Raw genomic sequence first — 23,918 nt, 5'->3', positions numbered from 1 at the left:
GATAATACCGAAGATGCCGACAAGTTAAATCTCCATTAAAGGTTATTTTGCTAATTCTATACTATCGTTTATTAAAAATGGGCATGATTTTCAATTCAGTGTGAGAAATATAGCGTTTTCTAGTCTAATGAGGTACAAAATTATCTGTGTCTATCTGCGTTTATCTGCGTTTAATTCTGACTTCTTGTACCTCACTTGCATGGGAATTGCTATATCTAATTCGCTATCAGCATCAAAGACTTTAAATAAAGATTGATTTCCACAAATAGAAAGTCACTAAACTGATCATGACTTTTAACAAAATAAGGCTCTTCTTGTCCTTCACAATATGAATAAGTTGGTGGGTTATCACCTTCTGAAAGTTTGAAAAAGCTGAACTGATATCCCTGGTGCATGAAAAATACAAAAGCATCCTCCGGTAAAGTTTGAGGAAAATCATTTTCTACTAAAAGCTGTTTAGCCCATTCTTGAATTTGTGGCAAATGCTGATAAAAGCAATCTGAACCACGTAAAAACTTACCTGCCCCATGCCCCATTATCTTCAAAAAGTCTTTGTAAGTTCTGGGTAGATTAATACCTTTTGTGGCAATGAACTCTAACCAATCCATCTTTTTTTAATTCTATACTATCGTGTATTAAAAAGGGGTATTCCAGATAAATACCCCATCAATATTGTCTAAAATTCCAACTTCCTAAAACACCTTAAACTGATTTTTGTATTGGTTCTAGTGCTGGTATTGGTTTTGCTTCCACTGTTGGTTCTGCTATTACTTCCGGTTCTGGATCTGGTAAACCATAGATAGAACGATAAAGTTTATCGTACTCTTTAGCGGATTCATACCAACTGAAGTTTTCACTCATCCCCCGTTTTTGTAATTCTTGCCATTGAGGTTTGAAACGGAAACCTTCCCAAGCGCGAATCATACAGGTAAATAAGTCCAGAGGTTCATAGCGGTCAAAGCAATAACCTGTACCTGCTTCATTGACTGGATCAAAGTGGCTGACAGTATCAACCAATCCCCCTGTCCGACGAACAATAGGCACAGAACCATAACGCAAAGCCATCATTTGGCTGATTCCGCAGGGTTCAAAGCGGCTAGGCATTAAGAAGGCATCTGTACCCGCGTAAATACGGCGGGAAAGGGCATCATTATACAGCAGGTAAGTGGCCATGCGTCCTGGATAGCGGGATGCGAGTTGCCACATTTGGGTTTCATAATAGCGATCGCCTGTTCCCAACAAGACAAACTGAGCATCTGTATAAGCCAGGAAACGGTCAAGGATTTGTAATACTAAATCCATCCCTTTTTGTTCTACCAACCTTGTCACCATGCCGATGAGAAAGGCATTAGAATTAACTTCTAAACCTACTTCTTCTTGCAGAGCTATTTTATTAGCTTTGCGTTGATCAAGGGTATCTATGGTAAAGGTTTGGTTAATGTATTTATCATTGGCAGGATCATAAATTTCCGTATCTATGCCGTTGATTATTCCTGATAATTTGCCGCCAATAAAAGATAATAACCCTTCTATTTGTTCACCATAGGCAGGTGTTTTGATTTGCTCCGCATAGGTAGGAGAAACTGTATTTACCTTATTGGCAAACTGGACTGCGGCTGCCATTGTATTGTGTCCTTGCATATACCAGGGACACCAAGTAATTTTCTCTAAATACCACCGCCAAGGACCCTGATAAGCGAGGTTGTGAATGGTGAATACACTGGTAATATCTGGAGATTGATTCAACCACACAGGTAACATTCCTGTGTGCCAATCATGACAATGGACAATTTCCGGTTTCCAGTAATTCCAGCAAAATTCCGCCGCCCCATTGGAAAATAAAGTAAATCTCCAATCTTCATCTTCCCCACCATAAACCCGCCGAGGTGAAAAAGATGGATGTTGAAATAAATACAAAGGAACATCAGTTCCAGGCAGTACACTTTCGTAAACTGCAAACTCCTGGAACATGGCTGCTCCCTTCCAAATGGGTTCTTTGGGAACTGGCATTTTGTCGGGTACAAAGCCATAGTAAGGCATGAAAATCCGCACATCATGACCCATTGCTCTCAAGACCTTGGGTAATGCACCGACAACATCCCCCATACCGCCAACTTTGGCAATGGGAGCAGCTTCCGCTGCTACAAATAAAATTCTCATGGTAATTGGTAATTGGTAATTGGTAATTGGTAATTGGTAATTGGTAATTGGTGATTGGTAATTGGTAATTGGTAATTGGTGATTGGGTAATTAAACTCTCTTCTCTTGGCTGTTACCTGTAACCTGTCACCTGTCACCTATTACCCTATGATCCTCGTTGAATCTCGGTGAAGATTTTTTCTAAGATTTCTGTAGCGCCTTGTTCCCTGAGAATACTGGCTAGTTGTGCGCCTAATTTTTCAGCATCAGCAGCCGTACCGGTGACGGTATCTTTAACTATTTGTTGACCATCAACGCTGGCAACCAGACCTTTTAGAGTTAATTCGTCACCATTAATTACCGTATTTACACCAATGGGAACTTGACAACCACCTTCTAAAACTCGTAAAAATGATCTTTCTGCTAAACAGCGATCGCGTGTTTGCGGGTGTTCAATCGCTTTCAGTAAGCTAATTACCTCCGTATCATCTGCCCGGCATTCTATTCCTAAAGCGCCTTGTCCAACGGCATGGAGGGAGATTTCAGGAGTCAGAACTTGATGGATGCGATCGCTCATTTCCAATCTTTCTAAACCAGCTACTGCTAAAATTAAAGCATCATACTCACCAGCATCCAGTTTTGCCATGCGTGTGATCAAGTTTCCCCGCACATCTTTGAAGGTAAAATCAGGGAACTTATGGCGTAACTGTGCCAAACGTCGCAGGGAAGAAGTCCCAATTACCGCATTTGCGGGTAAAGTCTCGATTTGCAGACCTTTATGCTTTTCATGCAATACCACCGCGTCTGCGGGGTTTTCCCGTTCTGTAATCGCTGCCAGTGTCAACCCTTCTGGTAGATTGGTGGGAAGATCCTTGAGAGAATGCACAGCAAAATCAATCTCTTTATTGATCATGCCCAATTCCAGTTCCTTGGTAAATAGTCCTTTATCGCCAATTTTAGCCAATGCTACATCCAGGATTTTGTCCCCTTGGGTAGACATGGTATGGACTTCAAAAGTAATGTGGGGAAAGCTTTTCTGGAGTTCCGCTTGTACCCAGTATGTTTGAACTAAAGCTAGTTGGCTTTTACGTGAACCAATACGAATAACGCGTGCAGGACTGGAAACTGAAGTCATAAAACTATTTGTCAAACCAGGCGATAAATTAACATTTATCTAGACTACCGCAGGGAGTGACGTACCGGATTAGATTAACCTAATTCTGTGAAGATTTTATTTGCTAGTAGCTTTACATTTATTTACAATTTTTGAAATATATCCTTGACTTCTCAGAGAAGTCGGGGATCTGGAAATTAGAATATAATCAAGTTAGCAATAATTCGGTTTTAAGGAAATTATATGCTTTTACTTTCAGAATTATCTGAACTATTACAAGCCGAAGATCCAGAAGAACGGCAAACTATCAGTGGTGTTAATTGGAAAAATTATGAAGCTTTACTCAATGATTTGGGTGACAGTTTACAATATAGAGTTACATATTTAGATGGAGTCATAGAATTAATGTCACCAAGTCGCCGTCATGAAATTCGCAAAACAATTATTGGATCTTTGCTGGAAATTTACTTTCAAGAAAAACGCATTCGCTATTTTCCCCTTGGTTCTACCACCTTCCGTAAACAAGCGAAAAGAGGAGGAGTAGAACCAGATGAATCCTACTGTCTAGGCATAGAAAAAGAAGTTCCTGATCTTGCCATTGAAGTTGTAGTCACCAGTGGGGGAATTGATAAATTAGAAGTTTACAAAAGATTAGGCGTGGCAGAAGTTTGGTTTTTTCAAAACAATCAATTTGCCGTTTATCATCTGCGCGGTGAAAGTTATGAATTGGTGGCAAAAAGTGAATTATTGCCAAACTTAGATTTGTCAATTTTGGCGCAATATGTAGTAGCAGATGACCCTTTAGATGCGGCAATAGCCTTTCGAGATAAAATCAAAGAAATGGTAAATTAGATCATTCCTGGTCCTTTACCTCTTTTATCAAAATCCTCTGTTAATAAACCTGTTTTATCTGCATTTACTTCTCGCAATTCCTGTATTCGTTCAGCTTTTTCTTGTTCTGCTATTTCCCGTGCATCACCAGGAACTTCATAATACATTTCCGGTTCAACTGGATAATTATTCAATAGCCCCTCTTTATCCACAGTATAACCGTCCGTTGTCCGAATACTGTAAATATCAGTTTGGTCATCAGTGGCAGCACTGGCAAGATCCTCTTCCGTCGGCAAGTGTTTATAATTTACTCCTTCTCTTTTCATTCGGGCTGCTGTTTCAGCGGGAATTATGCCTCTATCATAAGTATCTGCGGTAATCTTCTCATTCATACAATTAACCCCTTGTACTTTTCTAGGATTACCAGGACTAGCTTAGAATTTTCTAGCAGATAAATACACTATCTTAGGATATAATTAATAAAAATACTTTGATTAAAATTCTCTATCTATAGATATATTTGACATCCTCCATGACAAAATAAAAAAATGTAAGCTAGTCTAGAACTAACCTACATTTTATTAGCTTGATAAAAAATCTTTAACCTAAAGATTGTTGTTTAAAAGAGTTAAATTTCTGGGATAATTCTTGCCGAGACTCAAATTTGAGGAGATAACGGAAAGCAAACCAGATAAAGTAAAATATGCCAATCAACTCGAAAATCGGTTGTAGCAAAGGTACACCATTCACAGCATCTAGTACGGCGATCGCTACCTTAACTGTGACCAAAGCTGATAAAATTAAAACTAGGGTGATTAAACCCTGTTTATTGTTGTTAAAAATACTGCCTAAATACTCTGGCAGTTGATTTAAGAATTCAAGAATTTGTCTACTAATTTGCTGCCATTGGGATTCAGATTCTTTAGCAGCAGGTAATTTTGGTAAACTGCGATTGTCTTCACCGGAAAAAGATAAACTATCTTGTGGTGAAGAATAATTTCCTTGTTCTGTTTGCTGTGCTTGAGTTTCCATCATAGTTATCATTTAACCTCTTTGTAACTTATCAATATTTTCTTCCCAATTTACACCATCAAAAGGCACAATTTCAAAATTGCCAATTATATTTCCGTCTAAACACCGCACATTAACATCAATACAATCAGGGTGACTACGGGGAATATAAAAGGAATGAATCCCACAAATACTGCAAAACTTATGTTGTGCTACTTCCGTATTAAATTTATAAGTTTTTAAGACATCTTCCCCTTGTAGCAAAGTAAACTTTTCTTGGGGAACAATCAAATGCAAAAATCCTTTTTTAGCACAAATTGAACAATTACAATCATCAACTTTGTGATTATTAACTACTACCCGAAACCGCACCGTACCACAATGACAACCACCCTCATACGTAACATATTTATCTTTACTTGACATTAAGTTCCTCCAGTTGATTAACTCTAATTGTAGGTTGGGTTGACAAAGGAAACCCAACAAATTCACTAATTATTTAAAGTTCTATTTATCAACTTGCAAAGAAGAAAATAACCGTTTCCAATCTAAATCATTAGCAATTACTTCACTTTCCTTAACCTCAAAAGTGAGATTACTGGCTTTTGGTTCTTTAATTGCTTGTACACAAATTTCCGCAACATCATCACGGCTAATTTTCCCTCTAATATTATCACCTTGTTCAAAGATTAATTCCTTCCCTCCTGCTGTTTCCGTCAAAGCACAAGGTCGAATAATTGTATAAGGAATTCCACTAGCTTTGACACTTTCTTCTCCTCGCAATTTCCAAGTTAAAATTCCTCCCAATTGGTCATTTAACCTTACCGCTGGAGGTTCTTCATCTAAATTAATTCCTGGTCTTCCTGGACGAGTTACCCCAGCAGAACTGATTAATACAAATTGAGGTAAAGTTTCCCCACCATAGGCTTGAATTGAGGCAACTTCCAGCGCAAAAATCCCCGGATTAAAAGCAGGATTTAAAGCACCATCATATTCAAACTTACTCAACATTAATTGCAAAGAACAAACTTTACTAACGTCCATTGGTGGACAATCTTTAACAATTTTGGCACGAAATACCGGAACTAAATCTGTAAAAGGAATCTGAATATCTAGCCAATTATTAGCAACAGTATCAAAAGAATAACTATAACCAACACCGTCCCAAGTTGATTCTGTGCGGATAAATATTTTATAACGTTGACCGTCACCTTTAACCCGCAATTTCACACCTTGATAACCAGATAAATCAACTAATGGTGAAAAATTCTTAGTCCTTACTGAAGCAAAACCCCCAGAATTAGCAGTTGAAACATTACCTGTGAATACTGCTGTATTTTCCCTAATTTGAAAACTACTGGAACTGACACCACCCATAACCACATCATCTAAAGCACCCCAGATATTTTTGATTTCATCTGATGGTTTAGTAAAATCAAATATCGGTTTTTCACCCACAGAAACTAGATACTTTGCAGCGGCTGTTACTAAATTTTTCACACCTTGATATTCAACATTTTCTGGTGTATCTCCCACAATTTCCGGTAGATAGAATTTCACCCCTTGATTATATTTTGCCCTATCTGGTGTATCTCCCTCCACAGGTTGAACACGCACCGACGTACAACAAATTACAGCTTGAATATTAGCCATAACTAGACTTGTCAAAGTCTCTGATTTCGTAATATCCCCAACTACCAAATCAATATCATCACCCAGAATTGTCCGCGCTTTTGCAATATCTCGAACTAAACAACGGACATTATAGCCTTGTGCTATCAATTTTTTGACAACTCGTTTACCCACACCACCCGTCGCCCCAGCTACCAGAATTACAGCCATATTTCCTCCTGCTTTTGATATATCTTGATGATCTTTTGGACTACCTTGAAAGAGTTTCTCTATCCAGTTAAGAACCGGAAATACTTCAAAGTAAGTTAGGGTTTTGATAAACCTGCATAAATCCCATTGAGAACGATCATTGTTACTCATAGTTACGATTTAATCATGTTATTTTAGTCTTATTGTATCAACTTTCGAGTATATAGTAGATAAAATATCAACTCCTGGATATAATTCATTTTCCTCTTTCTCTGCGCTCTCTGTGCCTCTGTGGTTGGTTAAAAAGAATATTCTTTAAACTCAAATAGTATTGCTATACAGCCTTTTTGATGTAACTTCAGAAATATCTCGTCTGCGGTTTAAAGGTAATTTATCTAACCACAGAGGCACAGAGGACACAGAGAGAAGAGGTTAAGGAGGAATTTTTATTGTTCTTAAAAATGGTATTATAATTTTTATAAATTAGGATAATTGCGATGAATCAATCTGAAAAAGCCCAAGCTGAATATGAGAAATTTCCCACAGAATTTACTAGCATTATCATTAGTACAGTAAATAAACAAGGAACTCCTAATGCTAGTTATGCTCCTTTTATTATGGACGATGATAAAAATATCTATATTTATGTAAGTGGACTAGCTACTCACACCCAAAATATTCAAAATCATCCTTTTGTGAGTGTTTTATTTATTGACGACGAAGTTAAAACTCAACAAATTTTTGCCCGTCGGCGGTTAAATTTTGATTGTACCGCAAGTTTGATAGCCAGGGAAACAGAGAAATGGCAGGAAGTTGTTGATAAATTTGAACTTCGGTTTGGAGAATTGATTACGACATTACGCAGTTTACCCGATTTTCGGATTTTGCAACTTACACCGAATACCGGACGGTTTGTCATTGGGTTTGGGGCTGCCTATAATATTAATAGTGATAATATCAATCAACTTGTACAAATTACCAAAGATTCACTTTCATAATTATGCTGCAATTTCAACCTCCTGGGTTTGGTAGTAAATTCATTCATACCTCTTTGGGGGCAATGGTTTACTATACCCAAATTAGCGCCCCTTGGGAAAATAGCAAAGATCAAGATTTACCACCATTATTATTCTTACATAATTTTGGTGGTGGTGCATCTGCTTATGAATGGTCGAAAATTTACCCGGCTTATGCGTCAACATATCGAATTTTAGCCCCGGATTTAATTGGGTGGGGAAAATCTGCTCACCCCGTGCGAGATTATCAAATTCAAGATTATTTAACGACGATTCTTGAGTTTATTACTCAAACCTGTAATCAACCTGTAACTGTAGTAGCATCTTCTTTAACAGCGGCTTTAACTATTCGTCTTGCTGTTACTTATCCAGACTTATTTAAAGCTTTGTTTTTAGTTTGTCCTTCCGGTTTTAACGATTTTGGAGAAGGTGCAGGAAGGAGATTACCACTTTCTTTAATTAATACACCGTTGGTAGATAATTTAATTTATGCTTTAGGTGCAGAAAATGAAATTGCAGTTAGGAACTTTTTACAAAGTTTTCTGTTTGCTAAACCAGAAAGAGTGACCCAAGAAATGGTATCAGCTTATTTAAGTTCTGCACAACAATATCAAGCCAAGTTTGCGGCTTTGTCCTTCTTACGCGGAAATCTTTATTTTGATTTGAGTTTATATATTCAGCAACTTCAAGTTCCAACTGTCATGTTGTGGGGAGAAAAAGCCCAATTTACAAATATGCAATTAGGACGACGGTTAGCAAATTTAAATCCTGGTGCAATTATAGGTTTTCACGAAATACCCGATACAGGAATTCTTCCCCATTTAGAAATACCAGCGGTTGTCATGGGAATATTGCAAAAATACAACAAAACTGGAGAATTAAAAATTTAAATTAAACTTAAAAGGGCAGGGTTTCCCCTCCCCTACTGAATTATAACGATTTAGCGAACATTACAAGATTTGCGTTCATTATCATCTTGAGGATATTGCCAAGAATAAGCAAAATGACTAACACCCTTAATTTGAGGAAATAATTGATGAAGGGCTTGCATTTGCACTTCTAAAGATGGACGATTACTAATTGATTCTCCCCACTTACCAGCTAAAGCCGGAATCACTTTTGTCCCTGGTTGTGCCATCTTCAAAACCTGTCGAACTTGTGCCACAATACAATCAACATTACCGCAATTTGCATAGGACATGGGATGCCATTGTAAGTTACTAGAAAACCTATCCCAAGGTTGCAAACGGGAATCATACCCTTGTCCTAAAGCTTGATTACCTTCGGGAAAAAATACCACTCCAGCGGGAATACCTTTTTGTTTGGCTGGGTAACTTGCTAAAGCCACAAAATCTAAGATACCTTGCATAGCATGAGCAACAGTGAATAACCATAAATCCAATTGCAAAACCCGCTGTTTTTCCGCTGGGGAAGGCAAAGATTTCTGTTTTTTTCGAGGAATACGCCCTTCCCATAATGGTTCATCTTCTTGAGGATAGCGTTTATCAATTTCTGTTATATCACCAGCACTCACATATCCTCTGGTGAGAAAACGGCGAATTAATTCTAATCCTTTGGAATTTTTGGCGCGACGAAATAAGATTTCTTGGGTAGCAGGGGTAAATAGCCATAAATCATGAACTTTGGTAGCAATAGAATCATTACCAATCTGACGAGGATAGCGAACATAATCGAAGAGAATACCATCTGGACGACGGCGTATAACCTGTTGTATCATGCGGTAGTAATCGTTTTTAGCCTGAGTGTTGTAAGGATCAATGAAGACTTGATAACTATCTTCTACTACGGATAAGCTGGTTTGATTTTTGCCATTACGAGCGATCGCATTTTGTCTATCTGCCCGTTGAGCATAAGTATAACCAAAGTTATTCGTAAACATCCAAGCATAAACTTTCAACCCGCGTTGTTGCCCTTTTTTAATTGCTAATGCCAATAAATCAAATTTTTCTGCACCAAGAATGCGAACCACAGCAGGCCAAACAGTTGGGTTAGCTGCGGCTGGTAATAGTACCCGGCCATCATAAAATACTTCTAAATAAACTTGGTTATAGCCTTGGTTGACAATGCGGTCCATAATTTGATCAACTACTCCCGGCTGGATATCGCAGGGATACAAGCGCAACCAAATAGCTTGAGTTTGTGGCCAAGTCTGACTACGACAGGTTTTTAATTCTTGTGTATGCTGTTTGAGTAATTTCTGATAGCGACTTTCTGCCTCTTTATTGCCTTTAAAAGCTAATAAACGTAATTTTTCTTTTTCTTGAGTTGCTTTTGATGATACCCGACAATCCTGTCCCTTTTGAGCAATAGCTGGTGCGGTAACTAAGTTGAGAATTAATAAGCAACTAGCAATAATTATAGTAAATACACCTTGCCAAGACAAAATTAGTCTTACAAATTTCCAGTTGTAATCAGACATATATAGCAATCAGTTTAAATTTGTAATAGCTTGCATGAAATAGCCTGCACTTAAAATATCCCCAGATTTGGAGAGACATACAACCATCAAAAGCAGTATTCCACACAAACAACTCAAACATTTACATTGAATGAGAAGAATGTGCCATGATTAAAGTTTCCATAAATCGGAACGTAGGGATTTGAACCCTAGACCTCCACTACCCCAAAGTGGCGCGCTACCAAGCTGCGCTACGTCCCGTAAGTGTGAACTTGAGATTTTAGACTTTTGGAGTGGGGATGATTCCAAAATTGTCCATCTAAAATTTATTAAGTCACTCTTGTTAATATATCACAAGACTAAAGAAAATAGCAAGGGGTTTTTTGAAAAAATTTTAGAATCCCTGATCTGAAGATTGCTGGCGTTCCGTTGAAGTTAGATCTTCATCTGCGATAAACCTTCTGCCTCCTGCAAAATTACTAATTTTCTATCTTTGGGTTATTCGCGGTCAGATAAAAAATTAAGTAATTCACCGGAGAGATAGAAGTAAAAATTTTATTAATTAAGGATCTACCCAACGTCCGTCGGCTTTAATCAGATTAATCAATTCCTCTACACCTTGGGCTTCTGGAACTTTTTTAATTTCATCCCGACCACGATATAAAGAAATATAACCAGGGTTTTTACCAACATATCCATAGTCAGCATCGGCCATTTCGCCAGGTCCATTCACAATACAACCCATCACAGCAATATCCAGACCTGTTAAATGTTTAGTAGCTTCCCGGACTACGTGCAGCACTTCCTCTAGGTTAAATAAAGTCCGTCCGCAAGAAGGACAAGCCACATATTCAACCATTGTTTTCCGCAAACCCAAAGCTTGCAGAATGCTGTAACAAACCGGAATTTCCTTTTCTGGTGCTTCTGTCAAAGAGACGCGGATTGTGTCACCAATACCGTCAGCCAATAATGTGGCAATACCCGCAGTAGATTTAATTCTGCCATATTCCCCGTCACCTGCTTCTGTTACGCCCAGGTGAAGAGGATAATCCATGCCTAAATCATCCATGCGTTTAGCCATAAGCCGATATGCAGCCACCATGACAGGAACTCGTGAGGCTTTCATGGAAATTACGACATTATGAAAATCCAAAGATTCACAAATGCGAATAAATTCTAAGGCAGATTCCACCATCCCTTCCGGGGTGTCACCATAGGTAAATAGCATTCTTTCCGCCAAAGAACCATGATTTACGCCAATTCGCATAGCTTTACCTTGATCACGCAAGGAAATTACCAGCGGTGCCAAGGTTTCGCGGATTTTTTCGCCAATTTCGTCAAATTCAGTTTTTGTATATTCGGTGCGGCTGGTATTTGCTTTCTCAAATATATACAAACCTGGATTAATTCGCACTTTTTCGATATGTTTGGCAACTTCCAAGGCGATTTTCATGCCATTGTGATGTACGTCGGCTACAATTGGCACATCACGGTAAGTTTGAATTAATTTTTGTTTAATTTCCGCCAGTGCTTTAGCGTGTCCAATACTAGGAACAGTGACGCGGACAATTTCGCAGCCTATTTCATGGAGACGACGAATGCCAGCGACAGAACCATCAATATCCAGAGTATCTTCATTAATCATTGACTGTACCACCACTGGATATCCTCCCCCAACGGTGACATCTCCCACTTGTACAGCGCGGGTTTTGCGGCGTTTGATGGTGGTATCAAAGGTTGGTTGACTAGATGTAGTGTTGGTAATTTCCAAAGTCGGCAGAGTTTGCATAATCTAAATAGGTAGATTTTCTGTAGCTAAAATATCAGATTGCCAGCGGTTATACTTCTCAGATTGCCACAATTTGGGGTATTTTAGGTGCTAAATTGAAAAGTAAATCAAAAAATAACCAAGAGTTTTACAACTAACAACTGTACGGGCGAAGCATTTGGAGAATTATTTTTGGCAATGACCGATAATTTATCTTCCCAATGCTTCGCCCCTACTGACAATTGTACGGGCGAAGCATTTGGAGAATTATTTTTGGCAATGACCGATAATTTATCTTCCCAATGCTTCGCCCCTACTGACAATTGACTAATGACCAACTTAAATTTACTAAATTGATGCGTAAAACGATATGATATAAGACATCACTTCAGTCATCAAATAATGAACGCTCTATGAAAACAGAAACCGTTCGCACGACATTAACCATTCCCAGGGAACTGCTAGAAGCTACAGATAAGGCAGTTATGGAAGGGAAAGCTAAAAGTCGGAATGATTTTGTCGCTCAGGCTTTACGAAGGGAACTAGCCTTACAAAAGCGATCCGAAATTGATGCCGCATTGGCAGAAATGGCTAATGATCCAGATTATCAAGCAGAGGTCTTAAAACTAGAGGTAGAATTTGCTACCGCGCAGTGGGAGGCGTTGCAGTTAGGGGAATCGCCAAGATGAGAAGGGGTGAGGTTTATGATGCGCGTCTAGAAATGACTGAAGGCTCGGAGCAGGGAGGAACTCGCCCAGTGATTATTGTTAGTCGCGATGTAATTAATCTATCCAGCCCAGTCGTTTTAGCAGTACCCTGTACCACCTATCAAGACGGAAAGCGAGTTTACCCTACTCAAGTTTTAATTTTATCACCAGATGGCGGACTCAAGAAAGACTCAATCGCCATGGCAGATCAGGTGCGGGTGTTATCTAAAACCCGCTTTTTGCGTTTAAGAGGAATACTTTCTGAAGTTGTCATGGCACATTTGGAGCAAGCGTTATTAATTGCCTTAGATTTGCCAGGATATTAACTAGTACACAAGGGCGTAAATCAACCAACGTCTCAACTGAGCTACGCCAAACGTCCATTCTAAATCGCCCAAAAGCCTATACCGTCTTAGGCTTGACTTTTGACTTTCGCCTTGCGGTACTAGCTTTTAAGGGAGGGAATGAGGAACAGGAAATCAGGGTAGATAAGTAGGTCGTTTTGTCAGTCCTATCTCATTTCCTGAATTAACGTGACTTGGTATGAGGAAAACGTGGAAAACTTCAAAATTTATTATTGAAATATGTCTAAATCAATAAAAATATCAAATCATTTAACACAACAGTCTCAAGAGAAAGAGAAAGAGAAACAACTAATTAATGAACTTAGGTTATTAGTAAAAACTTTGATTTATCAGGAAGAAATTACAATTAAATCCATCATGGATTGTCTCTATGATGTTGGTTCAACTAATTTAGTAAATCAAAAATTTAAGTTTGGAACTCTCAATAAAACTCTAAAATTTATGACTAAAATATCTAAACCTGCATTTAAAATACTGGCTTGGCAATGGTTTAAGAAAAATTGCCCTGATTTGATTACTGGATGGCTGCAAGGTAAAGTTACATTTATAAGAGTAGAAGAAAAGAGATTGGAGGTGATGACAGAAAATGAAAATCTCAGTTTAGTTAGTATTTCTCAGATTCCAGAGGAAAATCAAATTGATCAGATAAAACGTCTGCATTTACAGGTGAAATTGTTAACAGGTATTTTAGTTATTACAGTAACTTTATTTAGTGGGAGTTTGATTTGGCTAAGTAATTCATTGCACCAATCCCATTTACAAACTTTAGAAAAACTCCAAAATCAAGTTAAAACTTTAGAATCTAGTACAGTACAGCGTAAGTAAGATAACCATTAAAAGTCCCTAAAAAGCTTATACAATCTGCTTTTTAATTTTTAATTGTTAATTTTTAATTCCGCCCTGCAGTACTAGTCAATGAACACAGAGAAACTGGTTAGTATTAGTTAAACTTAAACTGCTGGCTTCAATCCCATTTGTCTTAAATTGATATGTTGCGGGTTTTAATTATCGGTGGAATTGGTGATGCGGTAGAATTAGCTGCTAAGGTAGCAAATATTCCTGGTATTGAGGCTATCTCCTCTCTAGCCGGTCGTACCCGTGAACCTGCTGCTCCTGTTGGTAATGTGCGAATAGGCGGTTTTGGTGGTGTAGCCGGATTGGTGACTTATCTGCGAGAAATGCAAATTGATATATTAATTGATGCTACTCATCCTTTTGCTAATCAAATTTCTGAGAATGCAGCCGCAGCGACTCAGGAAGTAGGTATTCCTCGATTAATGGTAATTCGTCCAGCTTGGGAAAAACTCAAGGATGATTATTGGTTAGAAGTAGAAAATAATTTGGCTGCTGCTGCTGTTTTAGCAAATCAAGCTAACCGAGTATTTTTAACAATTGGTAGACAAGAAATTGCGACTTTTGCACATTTACAGGAAATTTGGTTTTTAATGCGGATGATTGATCCACCAAATGCTGATGTTGTCGTTCCACCTGGATTAATTTTATGCGATCGCGGTCCCTTTAGTTTAGAAAACGAACAAGAAATTCTCCTCAAATACAATATAGATACCATTGTCAGCAAAAATAGCGGTGGTAGTGCCACATATCCCAAAATTATCGCCGCTAGGAAACTAGGGATAAAGGTGGTGATGGTAAATCGTCCACCTGTACCCCCAGGAGAACAAGTTGCAGATGTGGAAAGTGCCGTGCAATGGCTAAGAGGATGTTTGAAAAGTATCAGAATTAATCGAGATCCCCCCAACCCCCCTTACAAAGGGGGGCTAAATTCCTCAAAGTCCCCCTTGGAAAGGGGGATTTAGGGGGATCAGATCCCACACGAAAAAGTTTTCAAACAACCTCTAAAGGTTAAACATTAATAACTGAGAAAATCCTGAGGAATAGCCAAGGTTTCGCTGATAATTTCTGATGCTAATTTATCAGATTTGAGTAAGGGATAAGCCGGAAGACCATGATGTTGATGCCCATTGGAGGATGATTGAGATTGTAAATAAATTCCCATAGCTAAACTAGGCAAATAGGTAATATTGTAATTTGCCACATTTACAGAAGATACTGAAGCAAAAGACAGATTAAATAAACTGTGCAAAGGTAATTTATACAAGTCCCGATGGGGAACTAAAATTATTGTATCTATCCCTGCCAATTCTTGAGTAATTGTGGAAATATTCAAGATATTTTGCAACTGCAATAGTTTTGATAGTGTTGATGATTCTTGCCAATCTGCTAACCAATGTTCAAATTCAATTAAGCGTTTTATTGCTTCGGGAATTCCTTCTGTCTCCTGAATGGGTGTAAACAGTAAAATCGGAGCTGGGGCTTGATCTTTGATAATGAATGTGTGCAAAGCGGCTGGGCTAAGATGCCAATAAATTATGGCTGTGGTGGGATTCAGTAATTGTTGAATAGAGCGATAATCTCCTGACTCAAGTTGATAATTCAAATCAGGCATTAACAACTGTAAACAGTTATTTCTCCCCTGTTCAGCAATTTCCCAAGCTTCTACTAAATCTCCTGTATTTACAGCTAAATCAACTGCTAGTTGTCCCAAACCTGCAAATTTTAGTACCAGTTGTTTTTTATTTTCATCAGTCCGATTCGGCTGAGTGAGTAATTGTTGTAATAATTCAATTCCCCATTTTTGTAATTCCTGTGCCGCTACTGTTTCCCCCAAACAGACAAGCACTTTCATCAGAGATTGCAAAATATCCAAATGCAATTCTGGAAAATCTTCTGGTGTCAGCGTAGATAGTGCCAGTTGATATTCGGACATGGCATGATGCCAATAATCACGAGGTGTGGTGGTTTTTTTTGCTTGCTCGTAGTAAGTATTACCAATAGCTATACGTAATCTTCCCCAACCTTCTGGGTGAGTATCCGGGCGAAGATGTTTCAAACCTGTCTGATAACTTGCTAATTTACCTTCATAGCCGCCTAAGTTAAGGGCAGGATTGGATGCAGAAATGTTACTAACTACAATTAGTGATGATTGGTGGGGGGTGAGATGACCAGCCGCCGCACCCCTTCCTAGCCAAGCTTCCCAGTAGTCTAGTTTAATTTCTAAAGCCCTGTCATAGCCGGATATAGCTTGGGCAGAACGGTCTAGGTAAAATAGGGCTACGGCTTGGTTATACCAGGCTGGGTGGAAATCGGGTTTGATGGCGATCGCTTGTTGATAGGATGAGATTGCATCTTCCCGACGACCTAAGTGTTCAAAGGACACACCCCGGTTATACCAAGCTAGATAAAATTCTGGCTGAATGGCCAGGGCTTGATCCCATGATTCAATTGCTTCTAACCATTGTTTTAAATTAAATAGCACCACACCCCGATCAATCCACACTTCATGATAGTTGGGTTGGAGATTGAGAGCTTGATCATAACTAGCAATCGCTTCTGCATATTGCTCAACCACAGCCAAAGCTATCCCCCGGTAGTACCAAGCTTCAGAATCTTGGGGTTCTAAATTCACCGCTTGATCATAACTATCAATAGCTTCCCCAATTAAACCTAACTTGAGTAATGCTAAACCTCTGCTAGACCAAGCTGCTTGGTAATCTGGTTTAATAGCGATCGCTTGATCAAAGGAAGCAATGGCCGCATCAAAGTCTCCCAACTCGCCCAGAATACTGCCTCGGCTATACCAAACCTGATAAAAATCCGGTTTGAGAGCCAGTGTTTGGTCATAAGCAGCGATCGCTTCGGAAAACCGTTGCAAGTAAAATAATACTAAACCCTGATTAAACCAATACTCATAAACATGAGGTTGGATTTGACTTGCCCGTTCATATAAAGCCAAAGCATTTAACAAATCTCCAGCTTTAGCCTGCCGTAAACCCTCATAAAATAAACTTTCCGCCGGATTAGTAACAACTATTTGTGATGTTGATTGCTGGACAAGTTGCCGATCACGAATTGCCAATTCCGACGCTAAATGCTGGACAAGATTGCTACTTTGCTCCAACCGCACCACCAACTCATCTAAAGTGGATGCTAACTGCGGTTCTATATTCGTCAAAGACTCGTTCCAGCTTTTCTCCCTGGGAGATTCTGGATCGGCAATTATTTCCGCAGCATTCTGGGAAAATTCCTGAATTCTATACTCATAACTGTGATAGTCATTTTCTGTCTTAACTGCATTCTCAGCTAAAGACCCATTACTTAACCCTACAGACTGACCAGTGAAGAGATCCTCAACCATTTGGGATACTGATGGATTAGTCACACTTTCCACATTCTGATCTTGCCAGATTTGTTCCTCAAATTGGCGGAGCAATTCCTGACCAGGAGTATCTAACTCCTCTGCTGTGGGGATGGAACTTTCCAACTCCTGTGACTCTTGCTTGCGCTCATACTCCTGATTGAGGTTGCGCCGCAATAGCTGCATCCCAATATCATAGGCCAGGTTGCTAACCTCACCAATACCTAACTCACCCAGTTTCACCATGCGCTTGGCTAAAGGAAGATTCGGTGCGGGAGAAGCTAATAATTTGTCCCCAAATATCAACAGCCAATCTATCCACCGATCAACTGTAATTCTTGGTTCCATCCGCTGCAAATACTTCAACGCCCACTGTTGTCCCCGCGCTTGATGCACACCTTCTAGTAGTTCATTAAATAACAACTCTAGATCCGCATTCGTGAGTTCTGGTGGTTGATCTGCCACCAGATTGCCTTGACTATCCTGGGAATCGGTGATTCCCAGGATAGTCAAGGGGGACTGTAAAAATTTGTTAAGCCACTGCAAGAGCCACCTGAACATCTGCCAATTTATGGGATTTTCTTTCTCCTAGATTGTAGCTATCCTTGTGTCAAAAAAAATTATTAGTTACGGAATGGACTAGAAAACCAAATAGACCCACGTAAAAATATTGATAGCTACACCGCACAAATCAAACTTATTGACATACTCACCGACCTGAAGGTGCGGGGAAACACTTGACACTTCGCCAGAACCCGCCACAAGTGGTCTTATCGTCCCTCCATGTCCGTTTAAAGTCTCCCAATGCCCTATGGCGACTATGACCAAATTTTAACATAAAGCCGTCCTGGAAGGACCGGGCTTGTGTCCCGTCTTTTCGGTCACTGGGATTTATCCTTGTGATTCAGAAGACTCGTTCGCTTCATTATACTGACTAACTAATACCTGAATAATTTCTTCTGGATTATTTGTTTCCACTCCTAGTTGTTGGGAGATTTGCTCGCATAGGGTTTCATCCTGCTGCAACATCATCAACAATTCATCTAGGCTGACAGTTTTATATTCCCCTTCTGGTAAATTTTCTTCCGTGTTGGCAGGTATTAAAAGATTATTTTCTACTGCATCGGGACCTTCGTATTCCCAAACTGGTTCTCCTGGATTGCCTGTTAAGACTTTCATGCCTATATCGTAGGACAGATTGCTGATTTCCCCAACCCCTAACTCACCAAGTTGAACTAATCTGGCTGCTAATTCATTATGGGGTTTAGAAGATGCTAATAATCTGTCACCAAAACGATTTAACCATTCTAGCCACTGTTGGGTGCTAACACGGTGTTCAAGATTATGTAACCATTTTTGCGCCCAAGTTTCTCCCTTGACCTGATGAACTCCTTCTAGTAGTTCTGTAAAGAGAAATTCTAAATCTGTGTCAGTGAGGGGTGGAACTACTGCTTTGGGGACTTGTTCCCGACTGGGGGTAAAATTTTGTTTACCACCAAACAAGTGCCGAAAAAATTTTTTGAGCCATTGAATTAGCCGCTTAAACATTTGATGCACCATTGATGTTGCTTAATAAAATTTTAGCGGTGTGAGTGACTAGTAGTTCGTCAAATTTATTTTGACTGTATATTAGTTTTGACTTTTGACTTTTGACTTTTGACTTCCGCCCTGCGGTACTAGCGGCTATGTCTGAGGCAAAATTACCATGAGTTGTTAGAATGGTAAAACCCTAAAATTTACCTGGGATATACGGATTTAAACCTGTCTCCATGTCTTACGAACCCCTGCACCATAAGTATCGGCCAAAGAGTTTCGCTGAACTGGTGGGTCAAGAGGCGATCGCTACTACCCTAACTAATGCCATTCTCTCAGCGAAAATCGCCCCTGCCTATTTGTTCACTGGCCCTAGAGGTACAGGAAAAACTTCCAGTGCGAGAATTCTCGCTAAATCTCTCAATTGTCTCCAAGGCAACCAGCCAACCCCCCAACCCTGCGGTGTTTGTGAAATCTGTCAGGGTATTACTAAAGGCTATTCTACTGATGTGATTGAAATTGACGCTGCTAGTAATACGGGTGTTGATAATATCCGTGAACTGATTGAAAGGGCGCAGTTTGCCCCGATGCAGTGTCGTTATAAAGTTTATGTGATTGATGAATGCCTGACTGGAGACTCATTGATTCTCACAGATGCCGGAATTGTCCGCCTTGATAACCCGAATATTCAAGGTCAGAGAGTTCTTAGTTACAATGACTCCTCTGAAAAATGGGAGTTTAAAAAAGTTGTCCGTTGGTTAGATCAAGGGGAAAAGCAGACCTTAGTGATCAAAACAACTCACAGAGAAATTAAGTGTACAATTAATCATTTAATCAGGACTGACCAGGGATGGATAGCAGCCAAAGACGTAAAAGCAGGAATGAAGATACTATCCCCTGTGAATGTGGATGCGACACGCTCATTTACAAGTTTGGTGTTGACGGACGTACCCGAAGATTTGTTAGTGGACACCAGTTCAAAGGTAATACATACGGACAAAAATTATACGATTGGGAATCTATTCTTCAACAAGCGGAATTACTCCGACCTCTGTGTGCTTGCAGATGTGGAGAAAAGCTGGATATCCCAGACTTTTTACGAAAAAAAGGCAAAGGCATCAAAAGTATCCAGTCTCACTGGACAAAACATCCATACAAAAAAGGACACGGAAATTGGGAACTTAGAACGGAAAAATTTCTTGCCAAAGCCGGGTTTATCCAACCAGATCAACTGGGACTCATCTACGGAACATTATTGGGAGATTGCTCAATCACTTACCCCAATAAATGCAGCAGATTTCCTAGATTATGCTGGACACACGCAGACAGTCAAAAAGATTGGTTGGAATACAAAGCTTCCCGACTTTCAGAATTGCGTCCCAAACTACGGGTTACAGTTAATCAAGGCTACGGAAATATTTCTGTCACCTGTAACACAGCTTGTCATCCCCAACTCAAAGATGTTTTTAACATCGTTAAGCCAAGTCGGTCACAAAAAACCGTCTCTATGGACTGGCTTAATAGAATCACCCCAGAAGGGATTGCTTGGTGGTTTTGCGATGATGGTTCACTCAGTCTCAGTCCACAAGGAAGCCCACAAATTCAACTACATACAGAAGGATTCTCTTCCGCAGAAAATCACCTCATTGCTAACTGGCTTACAGCAATGGGATACCCAGCAGCCGCAAAGTTTTACACCAGAAGTAGCACCAGTAAGCAGTACTACTACATCTGGATGGGAGCAACCACTAGTAGAAAATGGGTGGCAGACTTCAAGCAATATTCCATACCCGCAATGGATTACAAATTTGGAGAAGGTCGAATCTGTTCACCTCGCTGGAGTTGAGCGAGTTTATGATCTTGAAGTTGAGGATAATCATAACTTTGTCGCTAATGGATTACTAGTACATAACTGTCATATGCTAAGTACCGCAGCGTTCAACGCGTTACTTAAAACCCTAGAAGAACCACCTAAGCACGTTGTTTTTGTCCTCGCTACAACAGACGCACAAAGGGTATTACCAACAATTATTTCTCGTTGTCAAAGGTTTGATTTTCGACGGATTCAGTTAGAGGCAATGGTAAAACATTTAACGTATATTGCCGCTAAGGAAAGTATTCATATTTCTCATGATTCTCTGACTCTGGTGGGACAAATTGCCCAAGGAGGATTAAGAGATGCAGAAAGTTTACTTGATCAATTAGCTTTAATTGCTGGGGAAGTGACACCGGATAAGGTTTGGGATTTGGTAGGTTCAGTCAGCGAAAAAGACCTATTTGGACTATTAGAAGCGATCGCTCAAGATCAAGCCGAAATAGTCCTAGACTCTACCCGGAAAATCCTAGATCGAGGTCGAGAACCCCTGATCATTCTCCAAAATCTCGCCGCTTTTTATCGAGATTTCCTCATAGCTAAAACCGCTCCCAATCGTCAAGATTTAGTTGCTTGTACTGAATCAACTTGGACATCATTAGTTGACTTTGCCCAAAAATTTGATATTAGTACCATCTTACGAGGACAACAACACCTGAGAACAGCAGAATTACAACTAAAAAACACCACTCAACCTCGTTTATGGTTAGAAGTAACATTATTAGGATTATTACCCAGCGCCAATATTCAAATCCAAACTGCAAATATTTCTCAGCAAGTTAATACAACTGCTGTCACTCCAGCTTATCCTCCCGCTGCTGCACCACCAGCATATCCGCCCACAAATCACAACTCATCTGTGAATTTTGCACCAGTACCCACGTCAGAACCTGTATATGCACCACCACCTACTAACCATCAACCAGAACCAATACAGCCAGTAGGAGAAGGTTCACAATACAATTTAACTCAACTTTGGCAACAAGTCCGTGGACATATTCAGCAGCTACCCACACAAGCATTATTGGGTCAAATGTGCCATTTAATGGAATTTAATGGTGTAGTTGCTCGTGTAGGTGTAAAAGCGGTTTGGTATGACAAAGTGAAATCTTATCTACCGATCATCACTACGGCCTTTAGACAAACCTTCCAGCAGGAAATTCAAGTTACCTTAGAAAAAGCTACCACTGCCAACGCCACATCAACTAAGCGAAATCCACCTCCACAAAATTCTACTCCCGTTCAACAACCACCCCAACCTACATCCTATCAACAACCACCCCAACCTACATCTAATTACCAACCTCCAGCCCCGCAACCCACACCACAGCCACCCTCAGCCGTACCACAGCCAGTAGCTACAGTATCCGCACCACCACCCGTACCAGTCCGAGTTGAGCCTGTTGTTACCAATGCAGCACCAGTGCAACCATCGCCATCAAGTTGGGATCATGATGGTGTGGTTAAAGCTGCGGAAAGTCTAGCAAAGTTCTTTTCTGGAGAAATCATCCGCATGACAGATGATAGTTTTCAATTATCTGATTCTGTTACTTCCACTGAAACGCCTGAAATATATGAATCTTATGTTGATGATGAATATAGTTGAGAAATTCAGAACTGTTGAGATTCTCCCCTTGTTTAAATATTTGACAGTTGCTAATAACGTCTGTAAGGATCAGAAGCAATTTTCATAAGACCTCGCGGTAAGCGGGAAACTCAGTCACTTTAGTGCTGAGAGGGAAGCGACACGGGCGGTTTTAACCGCCGTAATAATTAGACTTGTTGATCTTAGAATCAACTTAACTTTTTTAACAGTGCATTGTCCTAATCTTTTCCAATTAGCGTCACTAACAGAGACTGCTTTTTCAGTATCTCCGCTAACCCAACCAAAGAAAGTTTTACTTCCTTGAGTGGCTTCCACAAAGTCACCTTTTCTAAAGCCATGACGAGTTGTAGTGCCTCCATATTTCCGACGATTACCACCTTCACTAAAAGTCATTAAATGGAGTTGTCTACGACTAATTGGAGGACGACGCACAATGGTGAATTGAGACTCTGTGATATCAACCCCTCCTATCCAAGATGCGCCATGATTTTTAGCACCTTCCCACGTCTGGTATTTAACAAATTCAGAACTTGCTAAGGCAACCGCATCAACTGCGTGTGTTTCTGGTATTTGCAAAGATTTATCGGATTTTTCTTTATGCAATCCCAGGTACTTACGAAGGTTTGAGGTTTCCCAGCCCTTCTTTAAAACGACATTTGTAAGTTTTGATAGTCGGCTAATTTGGTATCTCTGTCCAACCATGACGGGACTAAAGCCTTTGTTACCTCGTGCTTCAACCTCTTCAATAACAACTGTTTTTATTGGGTAAAGTTGGAGGAGTAAACTAATTACTCGATATTCCAAGTCTTTGTTTGCTCTAATACTTGGAGGCAACTTTGAGCCACGACGATTATCAAATCTTGCTTGACGATGATTGCGTTTGTTGAAAGATAGCTTTCTATTAATTCGCCTTCCTCGCCTATTACGCCGCATCATTGATCGTTGATCCATTCGGTCTTTGACCGTTTTGAAAGGCAAAACTAAATGCAACATTTGCAAGGTGAACTTTTTGGACTGAACCGCTATACCTGAAAAGAGTTTACCAGGGTCTAAACCAAGAACTATTTCTTGCGTTTCAGTATTACTTGATTCGGCTAATAACTGGACATAGAAAATGCCAAGTTTATCGAATTTGCCGATTGCTTTACCGCATTTGATCCATCGTCTTGCTCGACTAGGTTTAGTTGGCATTAATGGCGTATTGTCTACTGAAATTACGGGTACTCGCATAAAGAGATAATCCTTCGAGTAAAGTTTAATGTCCCTTCGCTCAACGCAATCAAGATGTCTTGGCTTTAACCAACGCCATTACAAGATAGCTTGAAGATAATCCGAACTAGAGAAGTATTCGGAAGTTCGTACCAAATTGCGTCTCAATGAGCTAGTCAAACACGTAAGTCTTGATTTCTTACAAGCTCAGTCCCTTTAGGGCTGAGTTATTGACATTTGCATTTTCCCTGTTTCTTGATTAAGTGCAAGATATGAGGTAAGGTATAGGT

At 39.8% G+C, this 23,918-nt stretch carries 22 protein-coding genes and 1 tRNA gene; 8 read left to right on the top strand and 15 right to left on the bottom strand.

Annotated elements, in window-relative coordinates; translation table 11 throughout:
- Positions 1–215: 215 nt before the first annotated feature.
- The 4 genes from ANA_RS04810 to hemC all read right to left on the bottom strand — a co-directional run bounded on the left by ANA_RS04810 (position 216) and on the right by hemC (position 3,274).
- Positions 216–608, bottom strand: a complete 393-nt coding sequence (locus ANA_RS04810) for an SMI1/KNR4 family protein (protein ID WP_015078930.1) — start codon at positions 606–608, stop codon at positions 216–218.
- Positions 609–702: 94 nt separating this feature from the next.
- Entirely contained in the window at positions 703–2,160 is a 1,458-nt protein-coding gene (gene glgA, locus ANA_RS04805) for a glycogen synthase GlgA (protein WP_015078929.1), read from the bottom strand.
- A complete protein-coding gene (locus tag ANA_RS25310) occupies positions 2,157–2,297 on the bottom strand; it encodes a hypothetical protein (protein WP_015078928.1) in 141 nt (46 codons plus the stop codon). Before ANA_RS25310 ends, glgA begins: the two co-directional genes overlap by 4 nt.
- Positions 2,298–2,305: 8 nt before the next feature.
- Positions 2,306–3,274, bottom strand: a complete 969-nt coding sequence (gene hemC, locus ANA_RS04795; protein WP_041457699.1) for a hydroxymethylbilane synthase — start codon at positions 3,272–3,274, stop codon at positions 2,306–2,308.
- Positions 3,275–3,496: 222 nt separating this feature from the next.
- On the opposite strand from hemC, the gene ANA_RS04790 reads away from it, so the two are divergent.
- Positions 3,497–4,105 (top strand): Uma2 family endonuclease, encoded by a 609-nt coding sequence (locus ANA_RS04790; protein ID WP_015078926.1) that lies wholly within the window; start codon positions 3,497–3,499, stop codon positions 4,103–4,105.
- Here ANA_RS04790 and ANA_RS04785 read toward each other — a convergent pair.
- The 4 genes from ANA_RS04785 to ANA_RS04770 all read right to left on the bottom strand — a co-directional run bounded on the left by ANA_RS04785 (position 4,102) and on the right by ANA_RS04770 (position 7,087).
- On the bottom strand, positions 4,102–4,476 hold the full coding sequence (locus tag ANA_RS04785; protein ID WP_015078925.1) for a hypothetical protein: 375 nt from the start codon (positions 4,474–4,476) through the stop codon (positions 4,102–4,104). The genes ANA_RS04790 and ANA_RS04785 overlap by 4 nt on opposite strands.
- Positions 4,477–4,684: 208 nt before the next feature.
- On the bottom strand, positions 4,685–5,119 hold the full coding sequence (locus tag ANA_RS04780) for a CAAD domain-containing protein (protein ID WP_235081951.1): 435 nt from the start codon (positions 5,117–5,119) through the stop codon (positions 4,685–4,687).
- A 9-nt stretch (positions 5,120–5,128) separates the two neighbouring features.
- Positions 5,129–5,521: a GFA family protein gene (locus ANA_RS04775; RefSeq protein WP_015078923.1), complete on the bottom strand. Its 393-nt coding sequence runs from the start codon at positions 5,519–5,521 to the stop codon at positions 5,129–5,131.
- A gap of 81 nt (positions 5,522–5,602) precedes the next feature.
- The gene (locus ANA_RS04770) at positions 5,603–7,087 is read right to left on the bottom strand and encodes a CIA30 family protein (protein ID WP_015078922.1); all 1,485 of its coding nucleotides are present in this window, start codon (positions 7,085–7,087) and stop codon (positions 5,603–5,605) included.
- Positions 7,088–7,413: 326 nt separating this feature from the next.
- Between ANA_RS04770 and ANA_RS04765 the strand changes: the two genes are divergently transcribed.
- Positions 7,414–7,914: a HugZ family pyridoxamine 5'-phosphate oxidase gene (locus ANA_RS04765; protein ID WP_015078921.1), complete on the top strand. Its 501-nt coding sequence runs from the start codon at positions 7,414–7,416 to the stop codon at positions 7,912–7,914.
- Positions 7,915–7,916: 2 nt separating this feature from the next.
- Positions 7,917–8,822 carry an alpha/beta fold hydrolase gene (locus ANA_RS04760; RefSeq protein WP_015078920.1) on the top strand — a complete coding sequence of 302 codons (906 nt, stop codon included), beginning with the start codon at positions 7,917–7,919 and terminating at the stop codon, positions 8,820–8,822.
- A gap of 50 nt (positions 8,823–8,872) precedes the next feature.
- Here ANA_RS04760 and ANA_RS04755 read toward each other — a convergent pair whose 3' ends face one another.
- The 4 genes from ANA_RS04755 to ANA_RS04740 all read right to left on the bottom strand — a co-directional run bounded on the left by ANA_RS04755 (position 8,873) and on the right by ANA_RS04740 (position 12,442).
- Positions 8,873–10,372, bottom strand: coding sequence for a family 10 glycosylhydrolase (locus ANA_RS04755; protein ID WP_015078919.1), 1,500 nt, complete (start codon positions 10,370–10,372; stop codon positions 8,873–8,875).
- A 166-nt stretch (positions 10,373–10,538) separates the two neighbouring features.
- Positions 10,539–10,612: transfer RNA gene (locus tag ANA_RS04750), tRNA-Pro, on the bottom strand.
- Between the two features lie 301 nt (positions 10,613–10,913).
- On the bottom strand, positions 10,914–12,140 hold the full coding sequence (gene ispG, locus ANA_RS04745) for a (E)-4-hydroxy-3-methylbut-2-enyl-diphosphate synthase (protein ID WP_015078918.1): 1,227 nt from the start codon (positions 12,138–12,140) through the stop codon (positions 10,914–10,916).
- Positions 12,141–12,247: 107 nt separating this feature from the next.
- Complete coding sequence (locus ANA_RS04740) at positions 12,248–12,442, bottom strand: hypothetical protein (RefSeq protein WP_083881501.1); 195 nt, start codon at positions 12,440–12,442, stop codon at positions 12,248–12,250.
- 90 nt (positions 12,443–12,532) lie between these two features.
- On the opposite strand from ANA_RS04740, the gene ANA_RS04735 reads away from it, so the two are divergent.
- From ANA_RS04735 to ANA_RS04720, 4 genes are all read left to right on the top strand, one after another.
- The gene (locus ANA_RS04735; protein ID WP_015078917.1) at positions 12,533–12,808 is read left to right on the top strand and encodes a ribbon-helix-helix domain-containing protein; all 276 of its coding nucleotides are present in this window, start codon (positions 12,533–12,535) and stop codon (positions 12,806–12,808) included.
- Positions 12,805–13,152, top strand: a complete 348-nt coding sequence (locus tag ANA_RS04730) for a type II toxin-antitoxin system PemK/MazF family toxin (RefSeq protein ID WP_015078916.1) — start codon at positions 12,805–12,807, stop codon at positions 13,150–13,152. The genes ANA_RS04735 and ANA_RS04730 overlap by 4 nt, the downstream gene beginning before the upstream one ends.
- A gap of 258 nt (positions 13,153–13,410) precedes the next feature.
- A complete protein-coding gene (locus tag ANA_RS04725; RefSeq protein ID WP_015078915.1) occupies positions 13,411–14,016 on the top strand; it encodes a hypothetical protein in 606 nt (201 codons plus the stop codon).
- Positions 14,017–14,180: 164 nt separating this feature from the next.
- Positions 14,181–15,008, top strand: a complete 828-nt coding sequence (locus tag ANA_RS04720) for a cobalt-precorrin-6A reductase (protein ID WP_015078914.1) — start codon at positions 14,181–14,183, stop codon at positions 15,006–15,008.
- A gap of 53 nt (positions 15,009–15,061) precedes the next feature.
- Here ANA_RS04720 and ANA_RS04715 read toward each other — a convergent pair whose 3' ends face one another.
- The gene (locus tag ANA_RS04715) at positions 15,062–17,968 is read right to left on the bottom strand and encodes a tetratricopeptide repeat protein (RefSeq protein WP_051155168.1); all 2,907 of its coding nucleotides are present in this window, start codon (positions 17,966–17,968) and stop codon (positions 15,062–15,064) included.
- A 330-nt stretch (positions 17,969–18,298) separates the two neighbouring features.
- A complete protein-coding gene (locus tag ANA_RS04710; RefSeq protein ID WP_041458249.1) occupies positions 18,299–18,955 on the bottom strand; it encodes a hypothetical protein in 657 nt (218 codons plus the stop codon).
- A 221-nt stretch (positions 18,956–19,176) separates the two neighbouring features.
- Between ANA_RS04710 and dnaX the strand changes: the two genes are divergently transcribed.
- Positions 19,177–22,419 carry a DNA polymerase III subunit gamma/tau gene (gene dnaX, locus ANA_RS04705; protein ID WP_015078911.1) on the top strand — a complete coding sequence of 1,081 codons (3,243 nt, stop codon included), beginning with the start codon at positions 19,177–19,179 and terminating at the stop codon, positions 22,417–22,419.
- A 114-nt stretch (positions 22,420–22,533) separates the two neighbouring features.
- Here dnaX and ANA_RS04700 read toward each other — a convergent pair whose 3' ends face one another.
- Positions 22,534–23,649 (bottom strand): RRXRR domain-containing protein, encoded by a 1,116-nt coding sequence (locus tag ANA_RS04700; protein WP_015078910.1) that lies wholly within the window; start codon positions 23,647–23,649, stop codon positions 22,534–22,536.
- Positions 23,650–23,918 lie beyond the last annotated feature (269 nt).

This window comes from Anabaena sp. 90 (assembly GCF_000312705.1).
Lineage (GTDB): Bacteria > Cyanobacteriota > Cyanobacteriia > Cyanobacteriales > Nostocaceae > Dolichospermum > Dolichospermum lemmermannii.
The sequence above is the reverse complement of the archived record's forward strand: the minus strand, read 5'-3'. Positions and strand labels throughout refer to the sequence as shown.

Bases quoted from the DNA above. Each gene is read 5' to 3' on its own strand.
- ANA_RS04810 (WP_015078930.1), bottom strand. From the start codon at position 608: ATGGATTGGTTAGAGTTCATTGCCACAAAAGGTATTAATCTACCCAGA.
- glgA (WP_015078929.1), bottom strand. From the start codon at position 2,160: ATGAGAATTTTATTTGTAGCAGCGGAAGCTGCTCCCATTGCCAAAGTT.
- hemC (WP_041457699.1), bottom strand. From the start codon at position 3,274: ATGACTTCAGTTTCCAGTCCTGCACGCGTTATTCGTATTGGTTCACGT.
- ANA_RS04790 (WP_015078926.1), top strand. From the start codon at position 3,497: ATGCTTTTACTTTCAGAATTATCTGAACTATTACAAGCCGAAGATCCA.
- ANA_RS04785 (WP_015078925.1), bottom strand. From the start codon at position 4,476: ATGAATGAGAAGATTACCGCAGATACTTATGATAGAGGCATAATTCCC.
- ANA_RS04780 (WP_235081951.1), bottom strand. From the start codon at position 5,119: ATGATGGAAACTCAAGCACAGCAAACAGAACAAGGAAATTATTCTTCA.
- ANA_RS04775 (WP_015078923.1), bottom strand. From the start codon at position 5,521: ATGTCAAGTAAAGATAAATATGTTACGTATGAGGGTGGTTGTCATTGT.
- ANA_RS04770 (WP_015078922.1), bottom strand. From the start codon at position 7,087: ATGAGTAACAATGATCGTTCTCAATGGGATTTATGCAGGTTTATCAAA.
- ANA_RS04765 (WP_015078921.1), top strand. From the start codon at position 7,414: ATGAATCAATCTGAAAAAGCCCAAGCTGAATATGAGAAATTTCCCACA.
- ANA_RS04760 (WP_015078920.1), top strand. From the start codon at position 7,917: ATGCTGCAATTTCAACCTCCTGGGTTTGGTAGTAAATTCATTCATACC.
- ANA_RS04755 (WP_015078919.1), bottom strand. From the start codon at position 10,372: ATGTCTGATTACAACTGGAAATTTGTAAGACTAATTTTGTCTTGGCAA.
- ispG (WP_015078918.1), bottom strand. From the start codon at position 12,140: ATGCAAACTCTGCCGACTTTGGAAATTACCAACACTACATCTAGTCAA.
- ANA_RS04735 (WP_015078917.1), top strand. From the start codon at position 12,533: ATGAAAACAGAAACCGTTCGCACGACATTAACCATTCCCAGGGAACTG.
- ANA_RS04730 (WP_015078916.1), top strand. From the start codon at position 12,805: ATGAGAAGGGGTGAGGTTTATGATGCGCGTCTAGAAATGACTGAAGGC.
- ANA_RS04725 (WP_015078915.1), top strand. From the start codon at position 13,411: ATGTCTAAATCAATAAAAATATCAAATCATTTAACACAACAGTCTCAA.
- ANA_RS04720 (WP_015078914.1), top strand. From the start codon at position 14,181: ATGTTGCGGGTTTTAATTATCGGTGGAATTGGTGATGCGGTAGAATTA.
- ANA_RS04715 (WP_051155168.1), bottom strand. From the start codon at position 17,968: ATGTTCAGGTGGCTCTTGCAGTGGCTTAACAAATTTTTACAGTCCCCC.
- ANA_RS04710 (WP_041458249.1), bottom strand. From the start codon at position 18,955: ATGTTTAAGCGGCTAATTCAATGGCTCAAAAAATTTTTTCGGCACTTG.
- dnaX (WP_015078911.1), top strand. From the start codon at position 19,177: ATGTCTTACGAACCCCTGCACCATAAGTATCGGCCAAAGAGTTTCGCT.
- ANA_RS04700 (WP_015078910.1), bottom strand. From the start codon at position 23,649: ATGCGAGTACCCGTAATTTCAGTAGACAATACGCCATTAATGCCAACT.